The sequence below is a fragment of the Coleofasciculus chthonoplastes PCC 7420 genome, assembly GCF_000155555.1.
Taxonomy (GTDB): Bacteria; Cyanobacteriota; Cyanobacteriia; order Cyanobacteriales; family Coleofasciculaceae; genus Coleofasciculus; species Coleofasciculus chthonoplastes_A.
In genome coordinates this window covers 240,334-262,635 of record NZ_DS989842.1, presented here as the reverse complement: position 1 = coordinate 262,635, position 22,302 = coordinate 240,334, and the positions used below count along the sequence as shown (strand labels likewise).

General features: G+C 43.6%; 20 protein-coding genes. 6 read left to right on the top strand and 14 right to left on the bottom strand.

Annotated elements, in window-relative coordinates:
- Positions 1-82 precede the first annotated feature (82 nt).
- The 3 genes from MC7420_RS03095 to MC7420_RS03085 all read right to left on the bottom strand — a co-directional run bounded on the left by MC7420_RS03095 (position 83) and on the right by MC7420_RS03085 (position 4,948).
- Complete coding sequence (locus MC7420_RS03095; protein ID WP_006098616.1) at positions 83-1,297, bottom strand: glycosyltransferase family 4 protein; 1,215 nt, start codon at positions 1,295-1,297, stop codon at positions 83-85.
- A 504-nt stretch (positions 1,298-1,801) separates the two neighbouring features.
- Complete coding sequence (locus MC7420_RS03090; protein WP_006098375.1) at positions 1,802-4,504, bottom strand: ParA family protein; 2,703 nt, start codon at positions 4,502-4,504, stop codon at positions 1,802-1,804.
- A gap of 12 nt (positions 4,505-4,516) precedes the next feature.
- Positions 4,517-4,948 (bottom strand): hypothetical protein, encoded by a 432-nt coding sequence (locus tag MC7420_RS03085; protein WP_044204673.1) that lies wholly within the window; start codon positions 4,946-4,948, stop codon positions 4,517-4,519.
- Between the two features lie 385 nt (positions 4,949-5,333).
- Between MC7420_RS03085 and bchB the strand changes: the two genes are divergently transcribed.
- Positions 5,334-6,860, top strand: a complete 1,527-nt coding sequence (gene bchB, locus MC7420_RS03080) for a ferredoxin:protochlorophyllide reductase (ATP-dependent) subunit B (protein ID WP_006098502.1) — start codon at positions 5,334-5,336, stop codon at positions 6,858-6,860.
- 398 nt (positions 6,861-7,258) lie between these two features.
- Here bchB and MC7420_RS03075 read toward each other — a convergent pair whose 3' ends face one another.
- The 3 genes from MC7420_RS03075 to MC7420_RS41100 all read right to left on the bottom strand — a co-directional run bounded on the left by MC7420_RS03075 (position 7,259) and on the right by MC7420_RS41100 (position 9,213).
- Complete coding sequence (locus tag MC7420_RS03075) at positions 7,259-7,741, bottom strand: DUF4276 family protein (RefSeq protein ID WP_071777184.1); 483 nt, start codon at positions 7,739-7,741, stop codon at positions 7,259-7,261.
- Complete coding sequence (locus tag MC7420_RS03070) at positions 7,738-8,892, bottom strand: AAA family ATPase (protein ID WP_044204671.1); 1,155 nt, start codon at positions 8,890-8,892, stop codon at positions 7,738-7,740. The genes MC7420_RS03075 and MC7420_RS03070 overlap by 4 nt, the downstream gene beginning before the upstream one ends.
- 147 nt (positions 8,893-9,039) lie before the next feature.
- Complete coding sequence (locus MC7420_RS41100; protein ID WP_006098590.1) at positions 9,040-9,213, bottom strand: hypothetical protein; 174 nt, start codon at positions 9,211-9,213, stop codon at positions 9,040-9,042.
- 187 nt (positions 9,214-9,400) lie between these two features.
- On the opposite strand from MC7420_RS41100, the gene MC7420_RS03065 reads away from it, so the two are divergent.
- Genes MC7420_RS03065 through MC7420_RS39070 form a run of 3 tightly spaced genes read left to right on the top strand, consistent with a single transcriptional unit; the run spans position 9,401 to position 9,950 of the window.
- Entirely contained in the window at positions 9,401-9,631 is a 231-nt protein-coding gene (locus MC7420_RS03065) for a ribbon-helix-helix domain-containing protein (protein ID WP_232231620.1), read from the top strand.
- A gap of 9 nt (positions 9,632-9,640) precedes the next feature.
- Positions 9,641-9,820 (top strand): hypothetical protein, encoded by a 180-nt coding sequence (locus MC7420_RS39075; RefSeq protein ID WP_006098596.1) that lies wholly within the window; start codon positions 9,641-9,643, stop codon positions 9,818-9,820.
- Entirely contained in the window at positions 9,807-9,950 is a 144-nt protein-coding gene (locus MC7420_RS39070) for a hypothetical protein (protein ID WP_157453007.1), read from the top strand. Before MC7420_RS39075 ends, MC7420_RS39070 begins: the two co-directional genes overlap by 14 nt.
- Before the next feature lie 851 nt (positions 9,951-10,801).
- On the opposite strand, the gene MC7420_RS03060 is transcribed toward MC7420_RS39070, so the two are convergent.
- From MC7420_RS03060 to MC7420_RS03040, 5 genes are all read right to left on the bottom strand, one after another.
- Positions 10,802-12,748, bottom strand: a complete 1,947-nt coding sequence (locus tag MC7420_RS03060; RefSeq protein ID WP_006098713.1) for an Hsp70 family protein — start codon at positions 12,746-12,748, stop codon at positions 10,802-10,804.
- Between the two features lie 106 nt (positions 12,749-12,854).
- Positions 12,855-13,754: a hypothetical protein gene (locus MC7420_RS03055; protein WP_006098327.1), complete on the bottom strand. Its 900-nt coding sequence runs from the start codon at positions 13,752-13,754 to the stop codon at positions 12,855-12,857.
- 190 nt (positions 13,755-13,944) lie between these two features.
- Positions 13,945-14,721, bottom strand: a complete 777-nt coding sequence (locus MC7420_RS03050) for a PEP-CTERM sorting domain-containing protein (RefSeq protein ID WP_157453006.1) — start codon at positions 14,719-14,721, stop codon at positions 13,945-13,947.
- A gap of 279 nt (positions 14,722-15,000) precedes the next feature.
- Entirely contained in the window at positions 15,001-15,819 is an 819-nt protein-coding gene (locus tag MC7420_RS03045; RefSeq protein ID WP_006098666.1) for a PEP-CTERM sorting domain-containing protein, read from the bottom strand.
- A gap of 453 nt (positions 15,820-16,272) precedes the next feature.
- On the bottom strand, positions 16,273-16,662 hold the full coding sequence (locus tag MC7420_RS03040; protein ID WP_006098587.1) for a hypothetical protein: 390 nt from the start codon (positions 16,660-16,662) through the stop codon (positions 16,273-16,275).
- Positions 16,663-16,838: 176 nt separating this feature from the next.
- Here MC7420_RS03040 and purB point away from each other — a divergent pair, with 176 nt between their 5' ends.
- Both purB and MC7420_RS03030 read left to right on the top strand, forming a co-directional pair.
- Positions 16,839-18,134: an adenylosuccinate lyase gene (gene purB / locus MC7420_RS03035; protein WP_044204662.1), complete on the top strand. Its 1,296-nt coding sequence runs from the start codon at positions 16,839-16,841 to the stop codon at positions 18,132-18,134.
- Between the two features lie 189 nt (positions 18,135-18,323).
- The gene (locus tag MC7420_RS03030; RefSeq protein WP_006098640.1) at positions 18,324-19,118 is read left to right on the top strand and encodes a DUF4058 family protein; all 795 of its coding nucleotides are present in this window, start codon (positions 18,324-18,326) and stop codon (positions 19,116-19,118) included.
- A 147-nt stretch (positions 19,119-19,265) separates the two neighbouring features.
- Here MC7420_RS03030 and MC7420_RS03025 read toward each other — a convergent pair whose 3' ends face one another.
- From MC7420_RS03025 to MC7420_RS03015, 3 genes are all read right to left on the bottom strand, one after another.
- Positions 19,266-19,556 carry a hypothetical protein gene (locus MC7420_RS03025; RefSeq protein WP_006098415.1) on the bottom strand — a complete coding sequence of 97 codons (291 nt, stop codon included), beginning with the start codon at positions 19,554-19,556 and terminating at the stop codon, positions 19,266-19,268.
- Positions 19,557-19,890: 334 nt separating this feature from the next.
- Positions 19,891-21,072: an AAA family ATPase gene (locus tag MC7420_RS03020; protein ID WP_198016362.1), complete on the bottom strand. Its 1,182-nt coding sequence runs from the start codon at positions 21,070-21,072 to the stop codon at positions 19,891-19,893.
- Between the two features lie 183 nt (positions 21,073-21,255).
- Positions 21,256-22,017, bottom strand: coding sequence for a MinD/ParA family ATP-binding protein (locus tag MC7420_RS03015; RefSeq protein ID WP_006098416.1), 762 nt, complete (start codon positions 22,015-22,017; stop codon positions 21,256-21,258).
- Positions 22,018-22,302 lie beyond the last annotated feature (285 nt).

Here is a 22,302-nt window from a genome sequence, read left to right as displayed (position 1 = left end):
CCTACTAGAGTGACCCAGCTAAAATGGTGGAATAACTATTACCATTAAATTGGGCGCAAAGCTTTGCGCCCCTACAATTGACTTATAACGTATTAGCTTGTTCTATCCACTGGATATGCTGCGTCAATAATTGAGATAAATCATAACGCTCCAGAATCGTTTTTCGCGCTTGAACTCGCAGCGCCGCCATACCGTTAGGATGATTCAGCACTTCTTCCACCCGTTCAGCAATGGCTTGGGGCGAAAAAAAGTCGGTTAATAAACCATTAACCCCATCCTGAATAACTTCAGTTACAGGTGCAGTGTTCGACGCCACCACTAAACACGCTGTTGATAAGGCTTCTAACATTGACCAGGATAAAACAAAGGGACGGGTTAAATAAATATGAACGGAAGAGGCTTGTAATACTTGCAGATAGTCTGGATAGGGAAGTAACCCTGTAAAATGTACGCGGTTGAGATCCAGGGAAAATTTTTCCAGCATGACATCCTTATAGGTTTTGCCATCCGGAAGGGATTTCCCATAGGCGATACGATTTTCCCCAACGATAACCGCATGGCAATGGGGGCGTTTTTCTTGCAGTAAGGCAATGGTTTCCATCAACTGAGGAAAGCCACGATAGGGTTCCATCCCTCTGGCGACATAGGTGACAAGTTCCTCGACGTGAGATAGGTTTAAATTTAATCGAGGCAGGACTAATTTGTGTCCTGGTTTTGGTTGAAAAAACTTGGTGTCAATCCCATCATGGTGTACCGTAATTTTATCCCGATACTCTGGGGGGAATTGTTGCTGCTGCCAATGAGTGGGAGAGAATCCGCGATCGCAACTGTATAAATCAATCAGAATCGGCGCGTTTTTGATCCGAATCCGGGCTTCATCATCGGCGTTGAGGGGTTCTGCTGGATCGAAGTCGGCGTCTGAACCATGAGCGTGATAAAACCACTCGAAATAGCATAATAATTTCGCCTTGGGGAAACTGTCTTTGATAAAGAACGTCGGACCCCAACCCGAATGACCATACACCACATCGGGGATAAACCCTTGGGCTTTGAGTTGCTCACACAGGCGATAAACCGCTTGCCCTTGCAGCACTGCGTTTTCCAAGGGGCGGACATAGTGATGGGTTTCTGGACGGGCTTGGCGGGATGGCGCATAGATGGCTTTGGCAACACCGGGTAATTGACCCTCTTTGCGGGTTGTGCCAAAGACGACTTGGTGACGCGGGTTTTGTGCCAAGGTAACAGCGAGGTGGCGGAATTGGGCGGGAAAGTTGGAATGCAAAAATAAGATTCGCATCAGATGATGTTTCGTAGTCTGGGATACAGTTTTTCTCTTGTGGACTTTTTCCTCGATAACTGGGGGATCTCTTAATCCATTATCACAGATCGGGGATTCGTTCAGAGTCTAATCTGTCGGTGATAATTAAAACTTTTCTTAGGAGTGGATTTAGATGAGAGATTTGTTGCTTTACAGAACGTTACGGGCAAAAAAAATGTGAGAATTATTCTCATTTTTAAACGATTTTGCGTTGGTTCAGCGATTTGGTAAAATCAAAAATTGGGGACTAGTGTGTCTAGTTTTAGGCAATTCCGGCTCAAGAGTCGCTGTCATGCCTGATTTAGCGAGAGTGATGCGCTAATTTGGCACATACAGGCGCAAAAAACTGTAGAGCTTGGATGCATGTATTTTTAATAAAAAATAGAAATTTTTTTTGACAGTAGCAATTTAATGTAGTATAAGCGCCGCAATGGTGAAGTTAGAGGGTTTATGGGCGTGTTGGGTCGAGTATGATTGCGGTTACTACACTGTACCTATGCGAATCATCTCGAAACCGTAAACATAGATATCGGCAATTTTATAGCGTTGCTCATTATCACGCCATTCAGCAAGACCAATTTCGTTCAGCCAATCTGCAAATTCATCAAATGGTGATAGGACATTCTGCGCTGATTCCTGCCACACGGTTTGCAATTCTTCTCTCGTAGGTAGAGCTGAAACACCTTTGAGATGATCAAAAAATCTCCGCAAATCAGGATATTCCTCTTTAATCGCATTGCAGCGCTCTTCTGATGCTTTTTTCAATCCAATTTCTAATGACTTTCCTCGAAGTAAACGGTCTGTAGGCGATTGAATTGATGTTTGTCCTCTGTAGGTTAGCTCTTGCTCTTTTGACCCCTTGAGCAATAAACTTAAACTCCGAGGAAAAGTAGTGCCACTTGAGTCTGTTAAACGTTCATAGACCCACCTGGATACATATTTAGCCTTTTGACCACGTCTTCGACGACTTCCCCAAAGCAATTCCAATGCTCGATCAATTGTTTCTTCACTAGCTTGATCTATGCTTTCAACGGGAGAGAATCGATCAACTAAGTTTTTGAAATCGTTTGATTGGATTGCCTGTCGAAGTGCTAATCGCAGAAAATCGATCCTTGTCCACTGTAAGAGAATATCACGTCCATTAAAGTGACTCTTATTATCAAAATTTAGTCTAGTCCAAATATCTTCTCTCAGGAATATCTTAAATCTAATTGCCACTGTCCTCCGTGCTTCACAAGCTTGGATTAGCTGGAATAAACCAGTCAATGCTTGGTGTCTTACCTCACCAACTTCAGGAAAATCTTCATCTAAATCATCATAGAGAAACCAAAGGGTTTCAGATTTACTTTTAGCTTGTTCATCAATAAGATCTATTGCATCTTTGACGATAAGCCGTAAACTTGAATCACTAGACAAATGAATCAAACTTTGAGTATACTCATATTTCCATCTGTCTCCGGGTAAATCCCTGAAAATTGCTTTCAACTCATTAAACTTTGCACCTTTTTTACCTCGAGGAAACTTAAAATACTTTTCTTTAAATAATCTAAGCAGTAAATAAGCTCTCCAAAAAGCTTCCCATGATCCTTCTTCTCTCTGTAATTCTTTCTGAATCGTTTTGAATTCATCGCGAGATGGGCGGCTATCATGAAATCTACCATGACCGGAAAAGCAAACTGTATTATCTAACCGACCATGAGCTAGTTTTTGAGCAACACTTTTATGTTTAAGTAGAAGCCAATACAGAGCAGTTTTTCCCGTTCCTTTCCGACCCCTAATCAGACAATTCATATCATCTAAAAATCGTTCAAAATCAGTAGTGCGCTGAAACAGGAGACTCAGTTCTTGCTTGGGATCAGCAGCGTTGACTTCAGGAAATTCAAGACTTTCAATAATTTCCCAGCGATGCTCTGCGCCAGTTAAAATGCTTTTTCGTTTAAGCTCATCAGTTTCCTCATCAATTAGATTAGCGATGCGAGTATAATAATCTACCAACGCTGGTACAGGATAGCTATCAGCCAAAGCAATTGGCGAAAGGTAGGGAACTACTAGCGGTTCGGCTAGTTCAGGCTGAGATTCATCTAAATCTGAGTCACTATCACTCGTTTCGTCTTCATTTGTTTCATCATTGATATCCCTGGCATTCTTGATATTTTTATGCAAATTATTCCAAATTTTTCTGACTTTAGACATGCCCGTTTCTGTTACATCAGGTACTGGGGTAAAAACAAAATTTATCGATATATTTTTCAGTGCCTGAATTGATTGGAGCAGCAGTTCAATTCCCTGTCGATTTTGTTCATTAGGAAATAGGAATATAATCACCTCGTCAGCCGCTTGTAGCAATGATAAAGCTCCCCATTGATTAATTCCAGTTCGCGAATCGACCAGGATAATATCAGGTTGCAACTGCTCTTTAATTTCACGAGTGAAAACCGACCAAAGACTTTCTCCCGAGTCTACAACGGTAATAGCTCGCAGATCATCAACCTTAGAAACATAATCTAGGTTGAGATAACCAGCGGGAACGACGAATAATCTGCCTGTGGCATTAGGCATTCTAACTTCGCCAAATATTTTAGCAACTGAAATACTCGGTTCCACTCCCTCTGGTAAGTAGGAACGCTCATAAAAATAGTCAACAATTCCATACTCCGGTTGCGGATTTAGGTTGAATGCTGTACTTAAACCTGGTGCTTCTAGATCTAAATCAACAGCAACAACTTTGCGACCCCGCATCGCCAAAATCCAGGCAACATGAGTTAATGCAGTCGTTCGACCTACTCCTCCTTTAAAAGAATAAAACGTCACTGTCCGAGGCACACGGGGTTCGCGTTGAGCAGGTTGAGGATAATTTTGTGGGTTAGCTGCCTGTAGCGCTAAATCTTGCCAGGTGTATACCAAAGATCCATTAACAACCTGTGGACGTGAAAGATTAAGCGATTCGGCTTCTTGAGGCGCATACAGGGACAAAAAACCAGGAGACAAAGGAACCTTTAATTGGTGCAGGAAACTTAGCACCTGCTCCTTTCGCTGAGGTATAGATAAATCGGCAAAGTGATCACTCACGATAGTCAGATTCAACAAACCTGACGTGGAAATATTAACGTCAACCCATGCCTGTGGACTGGATACATAGTAGTTGGTAATTTCCTGCTTGAGCGTTCCTTGCCACGTCTCCTGCATTTTTCATTCTCCTTAAAGCTGAGTGGCTTGTTTATGTAACCACTGGCTGAGACGCTTATATGCTTTTAACCAGCGCTTGTAGCTTGTATCATCAGGCTCACTGCCACAATAGCGCATATCTATGAAATGTTGGTTCGGATTCTGAATTTCATCCAGCCATTTCATCACCTCTGGAAACTTCTCAACTCTAGAACGAAGTCGGTTGTGCCGTTTCAGCGCCTCACTGAAGTTGTGTCCAGGATTAGTGATGGTATGTCCAGGATTATTCAAGTCTGTCTTCCATTCCTGACTGGCATTCTTGGGCAGAGTAGCAAAGATCATCGCCTTGAGCAGACACTCAATAGCAACACCCCCAAAATGCATAGCAGCTATTTTTCGCCCGGAGTTGCATAATATTTCAGTATCGGTATGGCGCTCTATGAATGCAGCTTGGTAATCTTCCATACTTCGTAAAAACATGATTGGTGTCTTATCGATATTATGGACGACCTTAGGGACTCAATGTACGGTTCTCGTCACAGACTGGATGTAACCAGATTGGGTAAGAAAGGGTCATTGGCAGTTAAGGACTTGAACGTTGAGGAATTTAGCGAAAGTTTAAGAATGATTGCAATAAACAACCGTTAAGTTGTTTTAATTATAGGCTGAATCCCAGTCATTAAGCGGGTTTGGGCGATTTTGCCCCCATAACCATCCGCGTTAATACCTACTCACGAAATGCGAAAAGTCTGAGACAATCAGAAACGACTTGAAACTATAGACTCATCGATAACACTGCCCATTCGTCCTCAATCGGGCTTTGTGCAACTAATACAAGGGAGAAACTCGTATGAAATTAGCTTACTGGATGTATGCAGGTCCGGCTCACATTGGCACTCTCCGCGTTGCCAGTTCCTTTAAGAATGTCCACGCGATCATGCATGCACCACTGGGCGATGATTATTTTAACGTGATGCGATCGATGCTGGAACGGGAGCGAGATTACACCCCAGTAACCGCCAGTATCGTAGATCGACACGTTTTGGCACGGGGTTCTCAGGAAAAAGTGGTGGATAATATTGTCCGCAAGGATAAGGAAGTCACCCCGGATTTGATTGTATTGACCCCCACCTGCACCTCCAGCATTCTTCAAGAAGATTTGGCTAACTTCGTGGAACGCGCTGAACTTGAAGCCAACAGCGATGTGATGCTGGCAGATGTGAACCACTATCGGGTGAATGAACTTCAAGCTGCCGATCGCACTTTAGAACAAATTGTCCAGTTTTACCTGAAGAAAGCGAACAAGAAAGGAGAATTACCCGAAGGGAAGACGGAAACACCCTCAGTGAACATCATTGGCATTTCCACCCTCGGCTTCCACAACCAGCACGACTGCACCGAATTGAAGCGGTTAATGGCTGATTTGGGGATTGAAGTAAACGAGGTAATCCCAGAAGGCGCATCGGTTCACAATCTCAAGAATTTGCCTCGTGCTTGGTTTAATTTAGTTCCTTATCGGGAAATCGGCATGATGGCGGCGCGTTACCTGGAAGCCGAATTTGACATGCCTTATGTGGATATCACGCCGATGGGAGTCGTGGAAACAGCGCGGTGTATCCGTAAGATGCAGCAGGTACTCAACCAGCAAGGTGCTGATGTCAATTACGAGGAGTTTATTAACAATCAGACGCTGTATGTGTCCCAAGCCGCTTGGTTCTCCCGTTCCATTGACTGTCAGAATTTGACTGGGAAGAAAGCCGTTGTCTTTGGTGACAATACCCACGCGGCGGCGATGACCAAAATTTTGGCACGGGAGATGGGGATTCATGTGGTGCTAGCGGGAACCTACTGCAAGTACGACGCGGACTGGTTTAAGGAACAGGTGAGCGAGTACTGTGACGAGATCCTAATTAGTGAGGATAACGGCGAAATTGGGGATGCGATCGCGCGGATTGAACCCTCGGCTATTTTTGGCACTCAGATGGAACGCCATGTGGGTAAGCGGTTGGATATCCCCTGTGGTGTGATTGCGGCACCAATTCACATCCAAGACTTCCCCATTGGTTATAAACCATTCATGGGTTACGAGGGGACAAATCAAATGGCTGATTTAGTGTACAATTCCTTTACCTTGGGAATGGAAGATCACCTGTTGGAAATCTTCGGTGGTCATGATACAAAGGAAGTAATTACTAAAGGGATTTCCGCTGGTTCTGACTTGAATTGGAATAAAGAAGCGCAAGCGGAATTGAATAAAGTGCCAGGGTTTGTGCGCGGTAAAGTGAAGCGGAATACAGAGAAGTTTGCCCGGGAGCGAGGGTTTAGTGAAATTTCTCTTGAGGTGATGTACGCTGCTAAGGAATCTGTAGGCGCGTAAGATATACCTACCGGGTTTAAGCCAAGACACATAAATCTGTAGAGACGTTGCATACAACGTCTCTACAGTTGTCGAGGCAGGTTTTACCTGCTACAAATCAGTATTATATAAAAGCTATTAAATCACCATATAGTTAAGACACGGGGAGCAGAATAAATGAAAAGTTAATCAGCCTTAAAAAGACCGAATAGATAAACCCCCCTTGAAGGGGGGTTTATAGTTTATTTATATAGCAACCGCCATAGCGGTTAGGACACATCATTTTGTTCCAGACGTTGCATGCAACGTCTCTACAACGGTTTGTTTGTCCTAATCGATGTGTCTACTGCTATACTACTAACGTGGTGAGTAGTGAAAGTGCCTTAGTAGATCGTTCTGGAGGTTAAGATTAATTGCTGTTATGGGATTACGTCTCCTCCCGACAAAGATAAAATTGTATTGATAAACGCCTTTAATTCAGAACATGCTTCAATAGCATCCATCAGATCGTTTGGCTCTAAGATTTTTTTGGCATCACGCGCTTTATTATAACTCCGGGAACTTTTCCCTAATTCAAAGATTTCTTTAATTCGCTGGGAAGGCGGATTATCATGATTAACTTTCTCAGGATTGCCACTGGGAGCAGATTTATTATGTTTAGCCAGTTTCTGAATAGTTGACCAAAACGGTAAAAGCCAAGCTTCAAATTCATAGGATGCAGCATGGGGATAAAACTTGGGGTTATTTCCCACCCATTCCCTCATTTTTTTCTTAGCATCTTCTGCATCTTCAAAATCTCTAATCCCTTTGGTATCTGTATAAACGTCTGTCAGTGCAATGACAGCATCATAAGCCTCTTTACCACTCATGAGTTTTTCAACCTGACGTTTGAGTATCTTCATGGACGCCCTCCCATTAAGTTCATCGCCCATACTTGGTCTAAACTATACTCTTCCAGCCACTTTTCTAAATCTAAAGAGTCTGCCCACGTTAGAGTAGTTAACCCATCTTCGGCGTCACACACCAATACTTCTTTGGGTTCAAGAAATCCTATGAGTCTATCTGAATGAGTTGTTACAATAAGTTGAGTTCGTTGAGCAGCTTCTCGCATGACATGAGCTAGCAATTGGAGCAACTCTGGATGTAAACTCACTTCAGGTTCATCAATCAGAGTTACAGCGGTTAAATCTCGGCTTTGTAGGAGTGTCACCAACCACAAAAAGCGCAAAACTCCCTCAGATAATTGATGCATATAGAGGGGTTCTGAAAAATTTTTATCTTTCCAGGTCATTGCCAAAGTACCTGCTGCTACTGGCGGAAAACTCAATCGTTCAAAATCGGGAAAGGCAGCAGAAAGGGTATCTTCTACGATTTCAAATCGATCAGGATCGGTTTCTCTTAGATAATAAAGACAAGAGACTAAATCTTCTCCATTGGCTCCAGGTAAGGTGGCTGGACGCAGGGATTGAGGCAAACGAACGGGACTTTTAGGAGCTACATTTAATTCCCAGGATCGGTAAAAACTACAGGAGGCTAATCGCTTTCTCAATGTCTCCGGTTGTTGATACATTTTGGGAACTTGAGACAGGGATGTTTCTAAGGGATTATGTTCCCAATTCGGTCGCAATAGTCCTCGTTCCTGTGGCGTGGAATATTTGACATCTAAGCCACTTGAATCAATGTACTTGAAGGGTTGCGGTGCATGAGGATCACGCTGTTGACTCAATGTTTCCAGACCAATTTCATAGAACTGACCTTTAAGATTTATTTTGAGGTTGTAGTTTAGGGGTGGCTCATCGGGAACAGACATGGACAAGGCGATAGCTAAACTATCCGCCTGGTTACGTGTCACCATATCACGAAGACCACCTAATTCGGAAATAGTGGATTGTAGTTGACCGTTTGCTGACGCGGCTAGGAGTGAGAATATCTCTAAAAACGACGTTTTGCCTACTCCATTTGCACCAATCATCACCGTTAGTGAGCGCATATCCACTTGTACAGAAAACAAGCGACGGTATCCTTCGATGGTTATGTGTTCAAATGAGTTCATATTTGGATTTATTTCACTTATTTATAGTACTGAAATGATTAGACTATCGCATCATATTCCTATCTTGCACCACTCGCATCAAACCGCTTGGGTTCAAACCAAAGGAACCCAAAGCGAAAGTCAGCTTTAGCTGACTGAACAAAAGTTTTAGTCCGTTGGGTCAAAGATAATGGTCAATCGCGCAGTCGGAATGAGTTGTCGCAGAATTCGCACATGACCATCCGCATCAGACCAACGGCGATATCGACCCATAACGACTCGTTGGAAATTTGGCAGCAGATTAACCACAATCCAAGGCTTGAGACGGTCTTGATATAGCATAATAAAGTTATCTCCTATGTAAGTGGGAGCCAGAGCCAGTCCGATGCTTGTCTAGGGCGCGGGACTGGCTTCTGACTTTGAACGTTTCGCGTTCATTTTAAGAATATCACAAAAATAAATAACCTTAGATTATAGCGTACTTTGGGCTTTTTTTGTAGCTAATTTGTAGCTAACGCCCTATTTACGAGTGCAGACCTGTAAGATTAAAAGCGATAATGAACGTCAACTGTTGGTCGTGAGCAAACGTATTCACGTTACAATTCCCGACTATATTTATGAAACTTTAGGGCAATGGGCAGACAACGAAGGCAGACCCAGAGCGAGTTTGGCTGCCTTTCTGATTGAGGTGGCTGTACTAGAAGCTCAAAAAACCGGACAGATACCACCCAAGCCCGAAAAACCAGATAAAGGTAGATAAGGATGATTTATGTCAATTCGGCGCCAATGGATAACTAACAGTCGCATCCCCTGGTTTTTGGGTCGAGTGTTGTGCTGTGTGAGTTTGGGATTGACTATTGCTTGTCAAGCAGAACCTTCCTCTGGGGTGAATTCTCCGGGAACGTCTAGACGCGATCGCATTCCAATCTACAGGATTGTACGAGTTTGAGAATATTGTGCTTCCCAGTGGCGATGGTCAAGATATTATTGTGATTAGTTTGGCGAAAGGAAGTGGCAATGAGGCGGCGTATCGACAGGCGTTTGAGCGAATTCAGGGAACGTTGCAACTCTTGCAGTAGTAGGATTGTGTGCTGTGGGTTCGAGTTGTGCGATCGCACTTAGCGTTATTGGTCAAGATATCTGTAGGGGCGACCCGCCGTACAAAATCAACATAACCCATCCATCAATTTTATCGGGTCGCCCTGCATCAAGTATCAGTAATTATCTGACACGGCGTACATTGAGACCAGGGCGAGTCGAGACAAGTTAATCTTCACACCGCTATATTTGAACAGCGACTCGCCCCTACAACCTTTGCAATCCCTATCATCTCTATGACGAATTCAAAACCTGTAAAATCTATTTCACCATTGTAGGGGCGCACAGACGTGCGCCCGGAAAACCTGTCAAATTTATTTTCAGCTATGGTTAATCTGGGCGGGTTTTGTTGTTCATTTATCGGTGGGTAGGGCGGGTTTTGTTGTTCATTTATCGGTGAGGAGGGCGGGTTTCGTTGTTCATTTATCGGTGAGGAGGGCGGGTTTCGTTGTTCATTTATCGGTGAGGAGGGCGGGTTTTGTTGTTCATTTATCGGTGACTATCTAATTGAATCCCTAAACCCGCCCCTACAAATTATCCCTAAACCCGCCCCTACAAATTGTCCCTAAACCCGCCCCTACAAATTGTCCCTAAACCCGCCCCTACAAATTGTCCCTAAACCCGCCCCTACAAATTATCCCTAAACCCGCCCCTACAAATTGTCCCTAAACCCGCCCCTACAAATTGTCCCTAAACCCGCCCCTACAAATTGTCCCTAAACCCGCCCCTACAAATTATCCCTAAACCCGCCCCTACAAATTGTCTCTAAACCCACCCCTGCAAATTGTCCCTAAACTCCAACGAATGCGTGATTATTATTTCCTCGCATTTTCTACTGAATCAAAATTACCGCCTCTTGCGCCTTTGCATTGAGCGCTTTTTTTAACTCTCGTCCCACCTTATTAATCAGTTCATCAAAGGTTTCTTGATTCTCAATTAGTTGTTCTCGAAACACATTCTCTAACTCCGGTTTCATTTGTTCGCACGTTGAGTTAATCTTATTATCATTCAACAGAAATTGACGACTCCAACCGGGAATATCTAATTTTGTCTTAATCGCTTCCTGGGTTTTGCTACGGGTGATTTCTACACCAGCCGCCAGTACGGAAATCCCATAAATGACTAATAGGGGCCAAGCCAAATGTCCAGTTAAAATCAAGGCAATAATTCCCCCAACTGTTCCCCCACCAATCACGAGATTAACAATTAATAACACCGTATCCGCCAAGATAGCATCGCCCACGGAGATTTCGGGGTTAACCACATCCGGATCAATCCCTTCCTCAAATCGTAAACTACTTCGGGGTATCTGATATCTTTGACAAATTGGGTCAGTTTCTACTGATAATTCGGGTTGAATTTTGCTGTTAAACCAGGTAATCGATTGATTTTTGACAATCTGTCGGGCGGATTCATTACCCTTATTCCCCATCGCATCCTGTTTAATCCACGCCTCCGCCTTCTGCTTCATCCGAGTTTCCAAGTCACCTAATGTCCGGATTTTATTCATGCGCCAGTCTTGTAAACTGGGTTTAACCGCGTTGTCAATTAACCCCTGAGATAGCGGTTTAATCAGCAGTTCAATTAACTCAGGAATATGGCGTTCAATAATCGATTTTAGTTTCTCAGAATCAAACCGTTGATCCACTTCTTTTTTAAACGCTTCCGCCCGTAAATCCCACCGTCCAACTCGGGCTAATCCTAGGGCAATACACCGTTCGGGTTCAGGATCAGGGCGCACCTGGGTGGCGGGTTCGGGGAAGATTTCTTCGCAAATCTGACGGGTAAATTGCATCCGTGATGCGCCCCCTGTCATTAATATCACTTTGGGGGTTATTCCTTGTTTCGCTAAGGTTTCTTTTGCCTCAATCACTGATTCCCGAAATGATTCAACCCAACTTTTCCCATCCAATTCTGTTAATGGTTGATTCAATATCTCCGTCATAACGGTTTTATTGACTTGGGGGATAAAATAAATCTGTTCGTTAATCGATTCAAAGCCCCGGGCAAAGGATTGGGGATGGCTGTAGACTTGTTCATTAGAAAAATAATCTTCTTTGGCTTTCCGGCTAGCCAAGAGACAACGGGATTTATGATGGGGATATTCTTCAAACACCCATTTTAATAGGGCGGTATCTTCATAGTTCGCCACAGTTCGCTCAAAAATTGCTCGGTCAATCAGGAAAGCGCCTAAGGTATTACTGCCAAAATCCAGGGGAATTTCATGTAAACTCTTGACTAAGGTAAAATCGGTTGTGGACGAGCCAATATCAATAATCAGTACCGCCGATTTGAGCTTATCATAGTCCAGCTTCCCTGCTTCCTTCGCCTGCATAAATGCCGCCCGTGATTCCGGAACTACGCTGAGTCTGGGAATTCCGGCGGCTTTACAGATGGTTTGGTAATCCTGGCGATCGCGCTTTGACCAGCCAGAGGGACAACCGACGAAAAAATGACTCTTTTCTTCCCCTTCCAGTTGTTTGCTTTTTTGCAAAAGTCTGTAATAGGTTTCTAGAAAATGGCGAATGGTTTTGCGGTAATCTAGATCCGGATTCGGTTTTTGTTTGAAGGCAATATCCAGTTGAGTTACACCCACTTGGATTAAAGCCTGTTCCCCCACCAAATAACCCAGATCCGGATGCCAGCCTAAGGCGGTAATTTGCACTTTCTTATTATTCACCTCCAGCATTTCTGGGGGGTCAATGCTCTCCACTAGCGCTTTAGCCACGGCTGTTTCACCGTGTCCTAAATCAAATCCAATGGTTTCTAAAACGTGCATATTCTCGGAAAGAATAGAAGATAATGGAGAGGCATCCCGGTTGACAGGACTCTCAGTTTTTTCAACGTTTTTTCGGAAAACTACATCAGTCATAATTAATTATTTATTAAGTTCTCGGTTCAATTACCCGTCCCCGCCGCAATAAGCGATCGCCTTTCACTAAAGCGGGCGCGATTGTAATATACTCTTTAGCATTGGGGTTGATACTTGGCTCGAAGTCAAAATACTCCCGATGACTCTTGACATCCTCCGGTTGATAGAGTTTGGCTTCAATCCCCTGCTCAACCAAAATTTGGGGTATAAGTTTAGTCAGTTCTAGCGCCATCTGAGGCTTTTCTAGAAATGATGCGCCTATCAACCGTTGTAGCAGATTTAATAATTCAGGTTGTTCCTCAATTGCATTCGCATCGACGGTTTTCTTCCCATCTTGGGCTTGAGCAACGGCTAAATCAATGGTGTTGAGAGCTTCTGCTATGTTGTCTAACAAGACTTGACTATCGATTCGCAGGGTAAGCTGAGAGGCGATTGATTCCGGCGTTTCTGTAGGGTTTTCTGGAGGACTTTTATCGAGTTGGGAGACAACCTCTAGCCCAACCAACAACGCCATCAGCAAAATATCTAACCACACTCCGGGCGCATCGGAACTTAAGTTGAACAGCGAATCCAAGATACCGATACAGAGAAGTCCCTGAAGAACTTTGAGAATCAGGCGTTTGGGAGATAATTGTCGCCCTGTTTGGTCCTCTGACTCCGATTCTGGGGGGGTAACCCGCATCGGGTTGATTGGATTCGCCGCCGCTAGCGTCGCCACAGACTGGCGTAGTGCATCCAGGAAAAAAGCCGCCAGACGCACTTGAGAGACACTCAGTCCCCCGATGTAACTGCTTTCCAGAGTATTGAGTTGGTTTTGCACCAGCATCACCACCTGTTCTGGATTCGTGGTTTTATCGATCGCGCCTTGCAGTTCCTGCCGTTGTTTGCTAAAAAGCGTTAGTAATGTGGTCATCGCCTATTGTGAGACTATGGCACTGCTTCTAAGTGATAGCCTAAAGCAGTTCTTGGTTGTGTGGAATATATTCCTAAGCTTATCGCTGATGGTTCATCGTGCGTAAACCTCTGGCTGTGAAGCCATCCCAACAACATTGTAGAGACGCGCCATGGCGCGTCTCTACACAGAAGCAAAGGTTATGAATTGACTACTGTCGCCGTGACTGTTGTTTTTTGAACAAAGCGCCAAATCCCAAAGCCAGCCCTGAGCCCAGAATCGTCAGGGGTTCAGGTACTGCATCATAAGCGTGGTTGTCGCTTTCAAAGGCGAGGGTTTCATCCTCACCCTGTTGAGTCAGCACTACTCTATCAAACCATTGCTGTGATCCCTGAGCCGAGAAATTGATATAAGGATTGTTAGACTCCTCTGTTTGATTATCCCCCCCAACGCCAGGACCCACTCCCAAACTGACAAAATCATCGGGCGTAAACCGGGCTAAACGGGTATCACCTCGGAAAAATTCAATTTGATTACTCGAATCCATAGACCCCCAATGCATCCCCCAATAGCTGGAGGGTTTAGGTAACTGAATCGAGACTTGGTTGATGTCTCCATCATCCTGAGAATTTGTCGGTAGTGACAAGTAAGCTGACGTATTATTTTGGGTGGGACTGGAAAAGGGGACTGCTCCTTTTGTGGGTACGAGTGCGCCACCGTTGTTAATCACTAATGCGTCTTCTGGAGAGTAGGTTGTTCCTTTTTGATTAACCGCACCAACCTTTGTGAAGTCAAGGTCAGGCGCGTCATTGAAATCAATCACTACAGCACCGGGTCTACTGGTCGTCAGTCCCTCACTTCCGGCTGGGCTACCTTTGAGTTCACCGCCCGTGGTAATCGTAAATCCACTGAGGGAAATAACCCCGATCATAGCGGTTGCTGTAGCAGCTACGGTAGTGATGATTGATGCATCCTTATTCATTGTCATAGCTTTATCAAGCTCATCTAGTCTTTATAAAGAGAACTTTATTTGTTCCTCTAGGTAGATATTAATTTAATGAAGCTTACTTTTAGGTGAAGCTGCCGTGAAGATAGCAGAATTAATAGCAGTGTTTATATAAAGATTTGGTAAAGGGAAATTACCATTGATTTAGCGAAGTCGGGGATCTAAATAAAACTCTGATGTTTATCCATCCGTTTCAGTCATCCACACAACATTGTAGAGACGTTGCATGCAACGTCTCTACACAGAAGTTATGAAACAGAACTAACGCCGCCGTGACTGTTGTTTTTTGAAGATAGCGCCAAATCCTAAAGCCAAGCCGGAACCTAGAATCGTCAGAGGTTCGGGAACTGGACGATAAGCGTGGTTGTCGCTTTCAAAAGCAATATTATTATTGTTACCCAGTTGAGTCAGTCTTACTCCGTTAAACCATTCTCCTGAGTTATCAGAAAAGAAATTAACGTAGGGATTCGCTCTTGCAAGTCCTTGATTACCAGGACCGCCTCCGGCTTCTACATCTAAACCTAAAGCTGTTAAATCATCTGGGGTAAAGGTCGCTAAGACTGTACCATCTCGCAAAAATTCAATTTGGTTAGCTGGGCTATTGGCACTTGCATCGTCCATTGAACCCCAGTGTAAACCCCAGTAGTTTGACAGTGTAGGTAAGGTAATGGTAACTTGGCTTACACCATTGTTATTATTTGTAGGAAGTGAAAGGTAAGCTGAAGTGTTATTCGTACTACCGCTAGGTGGACCGGAATAGGGAATAGCTCCTGTTTGGCTAACAAAAGCGCCTCCGTTATTGATGACTAAGGCATTTCCCGGAGAGTAAGTAGCGCCCTTTTGATCTATTTGATCAACTGTCGTAAACGGAGAGTCAACAGCTTCGTTGAAAGTGATGACTCTTGCGTTAGATACATTAGTGGTCAGCCCTTCAATTCCAGCAGGACTACCTTTAGCTTGACCGCCCGTTGTAATTGAAAAAGCACTGGCGGGATTAACACTTAATGTAGTAGCCGCTATTGCTCCTACTGCAGCCGCCATCGATAATTGTTGAGTATACTTTATAAATCTTTGACTCATAATAAACTCCCTTGAAGTAGATGTAAATTTGTCTCTCTACATAGATATTAGTACGATAAAGCTTTAAGTCTATAAAGTTTTGGTAAAGATGTAGCCCCAAAACTCAGTATTTATATAAAGTTTTTATGAAGAATCGACAAATGTTCTCAAAACTTCACCACGAACCCCCACCCCGAAAACGGCTCAAAACCAGGAAAATCAAGCGTTGCAGAGAATTAAACGTCAGATCAAGTCACCCTTTCCTCAGTGATGGGCGTAGGTATAGCAATAGACATATCGATTAGGACGTTCGGCACCATTGTAGAGACGTTGCATGCAACGTCTCTACATAAATGATGTGTCCTAACAGCCATGGCGGTTGCTATAATTACCGAGGGGTTGGGCAACTGGGGCGATTAGCACAAGCAAAATCCCCGACTTCTCAGGAAAATCGGGGATGCTGGTTCTTTAAACTTAAGAAACAACCACAGAATCACGACGCTTACCAGAATGGTGGACACGCCTCATCACCCAGAACCACCCCCCTCGCAGTACACCCGCCATCGTTTGCGGGAAAAGACTCGCCCACAGATTAATCCCCACACAGATACAAGCTAACCCTAACAAGATGAACGTGGGCGCCATCACCACCCCAATCATCAACCATGTCCAAACATGGAGAACCATCACCCCAGCCGGAAGACAGGCAAATGCAGCCGCTAACCGCACCTGACGTTGAGGGCGCTGGAGTCCCGTCAAAATCATCGTCTGTAATGTCAGCAGTAAGTTTAGGGGAACTAACCCCCCACAAATCGCCACACAATGGGCGCGGGAAAATTCAAGTAGGGACGTGAGATCAAACATGGAAATATTGCAATAGGTACTTTTGCTAGTTTATCCTGCAAGTCTGAAGGATACCTGTCCACAAAGGCGGACTTATGTCTCCCAATTACAAAGCTTTTACAATCCAACCGCTAAAAAAATGGAATAAACCAAGGCACAGTTGTACAATATGACGGTTGTATTGGGCAATACAGGCATTGATCGAGCGCTATACCTTGCCTGAAATGGGCGAACTCTGGACAGATACCTATAAATTCAAAACCTGGCTACAGGTGGAAATTGCGGTTTGTGAGGCAAAAGCGGAATTGGGTGAAATTCCGGCGGATGCGGTTGCGGAAATTAAGGCGAAGGCAAATTTTGACGTTGATCGCATCTTGGAAATTGAGGCGGAAGTCCGTCATGATATGATTGCATTCCTGACGAATGTGAATGAGTATGTGGGGGATGTGGGGCGCTACATCCACTTGGGATTAACCAGTTCTGATGTTTTAGATACGGCGTTGGCATTACAACTGGTTGCCAGTCTAAATTTAATTGTGGAATGCTTGGAGCAACTGATTCAAGCGATTCGCTATCAGGCGCAACAACATCGCTACACGGTGATGATTGGGCGATCGCATGGGATTCATGCGGAACCGATTACCTTTGGCTTTAAGCTAGCTGGGTGGTTAGCGGAAATTCTGCGACACCGCGATCGCTTGGTGAATTTGCGCCAACATATTGCTGTCGGTAAGATTTCCGGTGCAGTGGGAACCTACGCCAATACTGACCCCCGTGTGGAAGCGATCGCCTGTCAGAAACTGGGACTTGATCCAGATATGGCATCCACTCAAGTCATTTCGCGCGATCGTCATGGTGAATTTGTCCAGCAGTTCGCCCTGTTAGGGGCGTCTCTGGAACGCTTTGCGGTAGAAATTCGCAACTTACAACGCACCGATGTCTTAGAAGTGGAGGAATTCTTTGCCAAAGGACAAAAAGGTTCGTCTGCCATGCCTCATAAGCGTAACCCGATTCGGTCTGAACGCCTAAGCGGGATGGCGCGGATTCTTCGGGGTCATGCGATCGCGGCATTGGAGAATATGGCACTATGGCACGAACGAGATATTTCTCACTCCTCTGTGGAACGAATTATCCTGCCCGACACTTGCATTTTGACCCACTTTATGCTCCATGAAATGACTCATTTAGTCAAACACCTATTGGTGTACCCAGAAAACATGAAGCGGAATCTGAATCGATATGGCGGTGTTATCTTTAGTCAACGAGTCATGTTAACCCTTGTAGAAAAGGGAACCAGTCGAGAAGACGCCTACAGTATTGTCCAGTCTTGCGCTCATCAGGCATGGAATCAACCGGGGGGAAATTTCCGGGAACTGATTAGCCAAGATTCTCAGGTTCAGAGTCAGCTAACACCCGATGAAATTGAGGACTGTTTTAATCCCCAACATCATTTTCGCCATCTCGACGAGATTTATCAACGTTTAGGCATTTAATGTAGAGACGTGCCATTATTCGTCTGTAGGGGCGGGTTTCACTACTATCGTTTCTTACCTTACCCAAATGTAAATAAACCCGCCCCGACTGAGTAGCGTATCTGTAGGGGTAGGTTTAGGGCTTTTCTGTTCATTCTTGATGATAACATTTATTCAAAACCCGCCTTCTTGTACAAATGACGAATTAATATGGCTTCTCCATTTCCCGGCATGAATCCTTATTTAGAACATCCTGACTTTTGGGTGGAAGTTCACAATCGCTTGATTGTAGCAATTTCTGATGTTCTAGTTCCCCAAGTTCGTCCTAAGTACCGAGTCGCGATTGAAAAGCGCATTTATCAGATTAACCAAACCGATGGGGATAGTGGACTTTTGCTAGGGATTCCTGATGTTACAGTCAACAGAAAACCGAATGATCCCGATAACCAAGAATCAACAGTCGCTGTTGCCCCACCTACCGAACAACCGACGACGGTAACTGTACCCATACCCGAACAAATCAAACAAGCATATCTAGAAGTGCGAGATTTAGTCACCGGGCAAGTCGTGACAGCGATTGAAATTATTTCCCCCGTCAACAAGCGTGCTGGAGAAGGGCGAGAAACCTACGTTAAAAAACGGCAGAAAATTTTTGGGAGTTTTACCCATTTAATTGAAATTGACTTACTGCGGCAATGGCAACCCATGCCACTCTTAAATAATACAATTCAGTCAGATTATCGAATTTTAATTAGTCGTCAAGAACGTCGTCCTCAAGCAGATTTATATGCTTTTAATTTACCGCAACCAATTCCGGCGTTTCCGATACCCCTGCGTGCAGGCGATAGAGAACCTGTAGTAGATTTACAAGCATTGCTGCATCAGGTTTACGACCGAGCCGGTTATGATTACACCATTGATTATAGTCTAGAACTGATACCCTCATTGTCAGAAGCAGATACCCTTTGGGTCAATGATTTGTTAGATGAACTTCAGTTACGATAGCTGCTTTATTACCCATTTTAAAGACACGAAAGCAATAGAATAAATCTGGAATATGTCACCTTTAGTCCTCCTGTAGGGGCGACCCGCTTGCACCAATTAACAACTGTATCCACTCAATTTGATCGGGTCGCCCTTTACTCAAATCGGTCAATAATCCTGCTGAGGTAATCCCAGATTATCCAATACTTCATCTAATCTGTCTTTAAATGCTTTAAGACTAGGCATATCTATAATTTGGCTAATATCTAGGTTACCTTGATCAATTTTATCATTCAGTAACTCTCTTGTTGCTGGTTTACCCAGATGCTCTTCTAACTGTTTTTTCAAAGAGTTAGGCGAATCATCATTACCTGACTCATTTTCAAGTCGCTGACAATTTTGATAACGCTCCCGCAAGGCACACAAAACCCAAGCTTCAGACTTGGGTTTGGGAATCATTGGAACACCATGTAAAATTTGTTGGGTCTTCCGTAGTTAGTGTGCTAAATTGTTAGTTTGATTTGCCGGAATATGGGACAGCAATAGCTTTAACCAATTTTACCCGGATTTCAAGAGAGTTTTGAGGCGGTGAAAAGCGGCAGTCCTTGTGTGGTAAGCTTCCTGGTTCATTAAAGCTGATAGTTTAGCCCACTAAGTCCGGAAGACCCGTAATCGCTACGTCGAATGACCCAATGATCAATAAATTTAGCCATGGGACCAATTTCATTCTGAGCGCCTATATCAGATGCTCCTTCTCCACTTAGTAGTAAAAACACAGCCAACGTACCTGTGACTAATTTGTTTGTTTTAGGTTATTAATTTCTTGGTCAAGTTGAGTCAACAACGTATCCTCATAAACTTCCCCTGGAGCCATAACCGTTAATTTCTCTCGCATAGAAGGAATATCAAAGAGTCGCACAGCTTGTGTCGAGCCATTTGGCGTTTTGTATAGGTAAATTACACCTGCAATGGCAATATCATCTTCGAGATAATTCAAAATCATTGGACTATGAGTTGTGACCAGTACTTGTGGAGGAGATTGAACTAAACTATCAACGACAAACTCAATGAGTTCCGGATTAATACCATTCTCTATTTCATCAAGCAACAAAAAACTTTGCTCTTTAGACAGTTGCGCCAAAATCGCCAGCATTCGCAAAAAGCCATCAGCCACATGGCGTGCTTCTGTCTTTAATAGGTTATTTTGGAATTTCTCTTCAATTATAATTTTCTTCCATCCATAACGGAGTCTTTCTACATCAATTTGTTTGATTGTTGGATAAATTTCAGTTATTGTTTGTCTAATATCGTCTCGTTTAGCTGCTCCAATTTCATAGAGAAAGGCTGAAAGACGCTCTCCACCCAACCCTAAACTATTCGTTGCTTCTCGTGTCCGCTGTCTTAACAACTCAGGAGCCAAAAGATCTAATGCATTTATTTCTTCAAAAAACTTCTTGATTTCAAGAGTTTGTCTGGTTAATTGAGATTCTTTAATCTGTGATAGTAATGACCCTTGATAATCAAACGTGATAGTTCCAGATAATTTGTTCTCCCGCTCTTGCTTAGTCAAAGCCCAGATATTATATTTTCCATCTTCTACTTTCAGAATTAAATTATTATTCCAATCTATACGTTCAGCGGTACAACGCAATGTTGTCCGGTTAAAACTAGCAGACCATTTAATCTCAAAGCCTTCATTATGTAGAAGACAAGCTTCAAAATAAATATTATTTTTTCGAGTTAACTTTGAATTAATATCAGAGGCTTCCCACTGCCGTTTTTTTAACCAATCATCTAGCTCCCCTTTAACCTGTTGAGATAAAAAATAAAAGAATTGCAATACTGTTGATTTACCTGAACCATTCAGTCCAACTAAACAGTTAAATTTTGCTAAAGGTAAATCAAAGTCAACGAGTGATTTAAAATTATCAACTCTTAGGTGACTAATTCTCATATCCATGTCTTTTTCTGACATTATAGGGGCGACTCAGTTCATTTTAGATAACTAAGTACAATATGATTTTGGATACAAACCACATTAAACTGCGTAGATTCCTCCACCTTAGATTTAACCTGAATGGTACTTATTTAATTTTAGAGTTGGCAGTCAGTGATAGGATTTTTAGCGAAGACAGCGCAACTACGAACTGAGTTTTAATTACGTCATAATTTGCTGTGCCACTTTTTTGATTTCTAGGCTTAAAGGATGACTCGGAAAGCGGACGCAAAATACATCACCGCTAGCGAGTTGAATCATCTCTTCTGACAAGGGTAAAATACCTGCAACTGTAGCCTGATAGGTTTGTGCTATATCTTGCTCTAATGCCTTAAAGTCAAGGGCTTCATGGGCTTTATTCACCATCAACAGTAACTTAGGCACTTGCAACTTACGTGCCACATCAACGGTAACAGCCGTTCCTTGAAAGTCTTGGCGGTCTGGACGTAGAATAATGAGTAATACGTCAGAGATGGTGATAGATAGTAGGGTTTCTTCATTTAAACCAGGATGAGTATCAATGAAGAGATAGTCTAGCTTTAATGCCTGAATTAAATCCTCAAACCCGTCAATTAGCATATTCACATCATACCCTTCGCGCAAAATTCGGGTAATCTCTCCCATGCGAATACTGGACGGAATCAGATAGATTTTGCTATTGATTTTACGGTTTTCTCCGAGAATAGAACTGACATCATACGCCGCATCTTGAATTTGACAACGCCCCCATAAGTAATCATTTAGGGCATTTTTCATTTTGTTCTCATCGAAGCCGAAAAGAACGTGAATGCCAGGAGACTGGATATCGGTATCAACAATACCGACTCGATATCCAGCTTTAGCAACAGTTGCGGCTAGATTCGCTGTAGCATTTGATTTGCCCGTACCACCACGGAATGAGTGAATCGACACAATTTCCGACATTTTATACCTCTAGGATGTCGATTAGTTTTGACCCAATGCTAGGCTCAGAGAACCTGGTGTTTGTGTAGGGGCGGGTTTTACTACTATCATTTCTGATTAACCCAGATGTGACTAAACCCGCCCGAACCGATTTGTGTAGGGGCGGGTTTTACTACTAATCATTTCTGATTAACCCAGATGTGACTAAACCCGCCCGAACCGATTTGGGTAGGGGCGGGTTTTACTACTATCGTTTCTGATTAACCCAGATGTGACTAAACCCGCCCTGGCTAAGTTTTGAGTTGA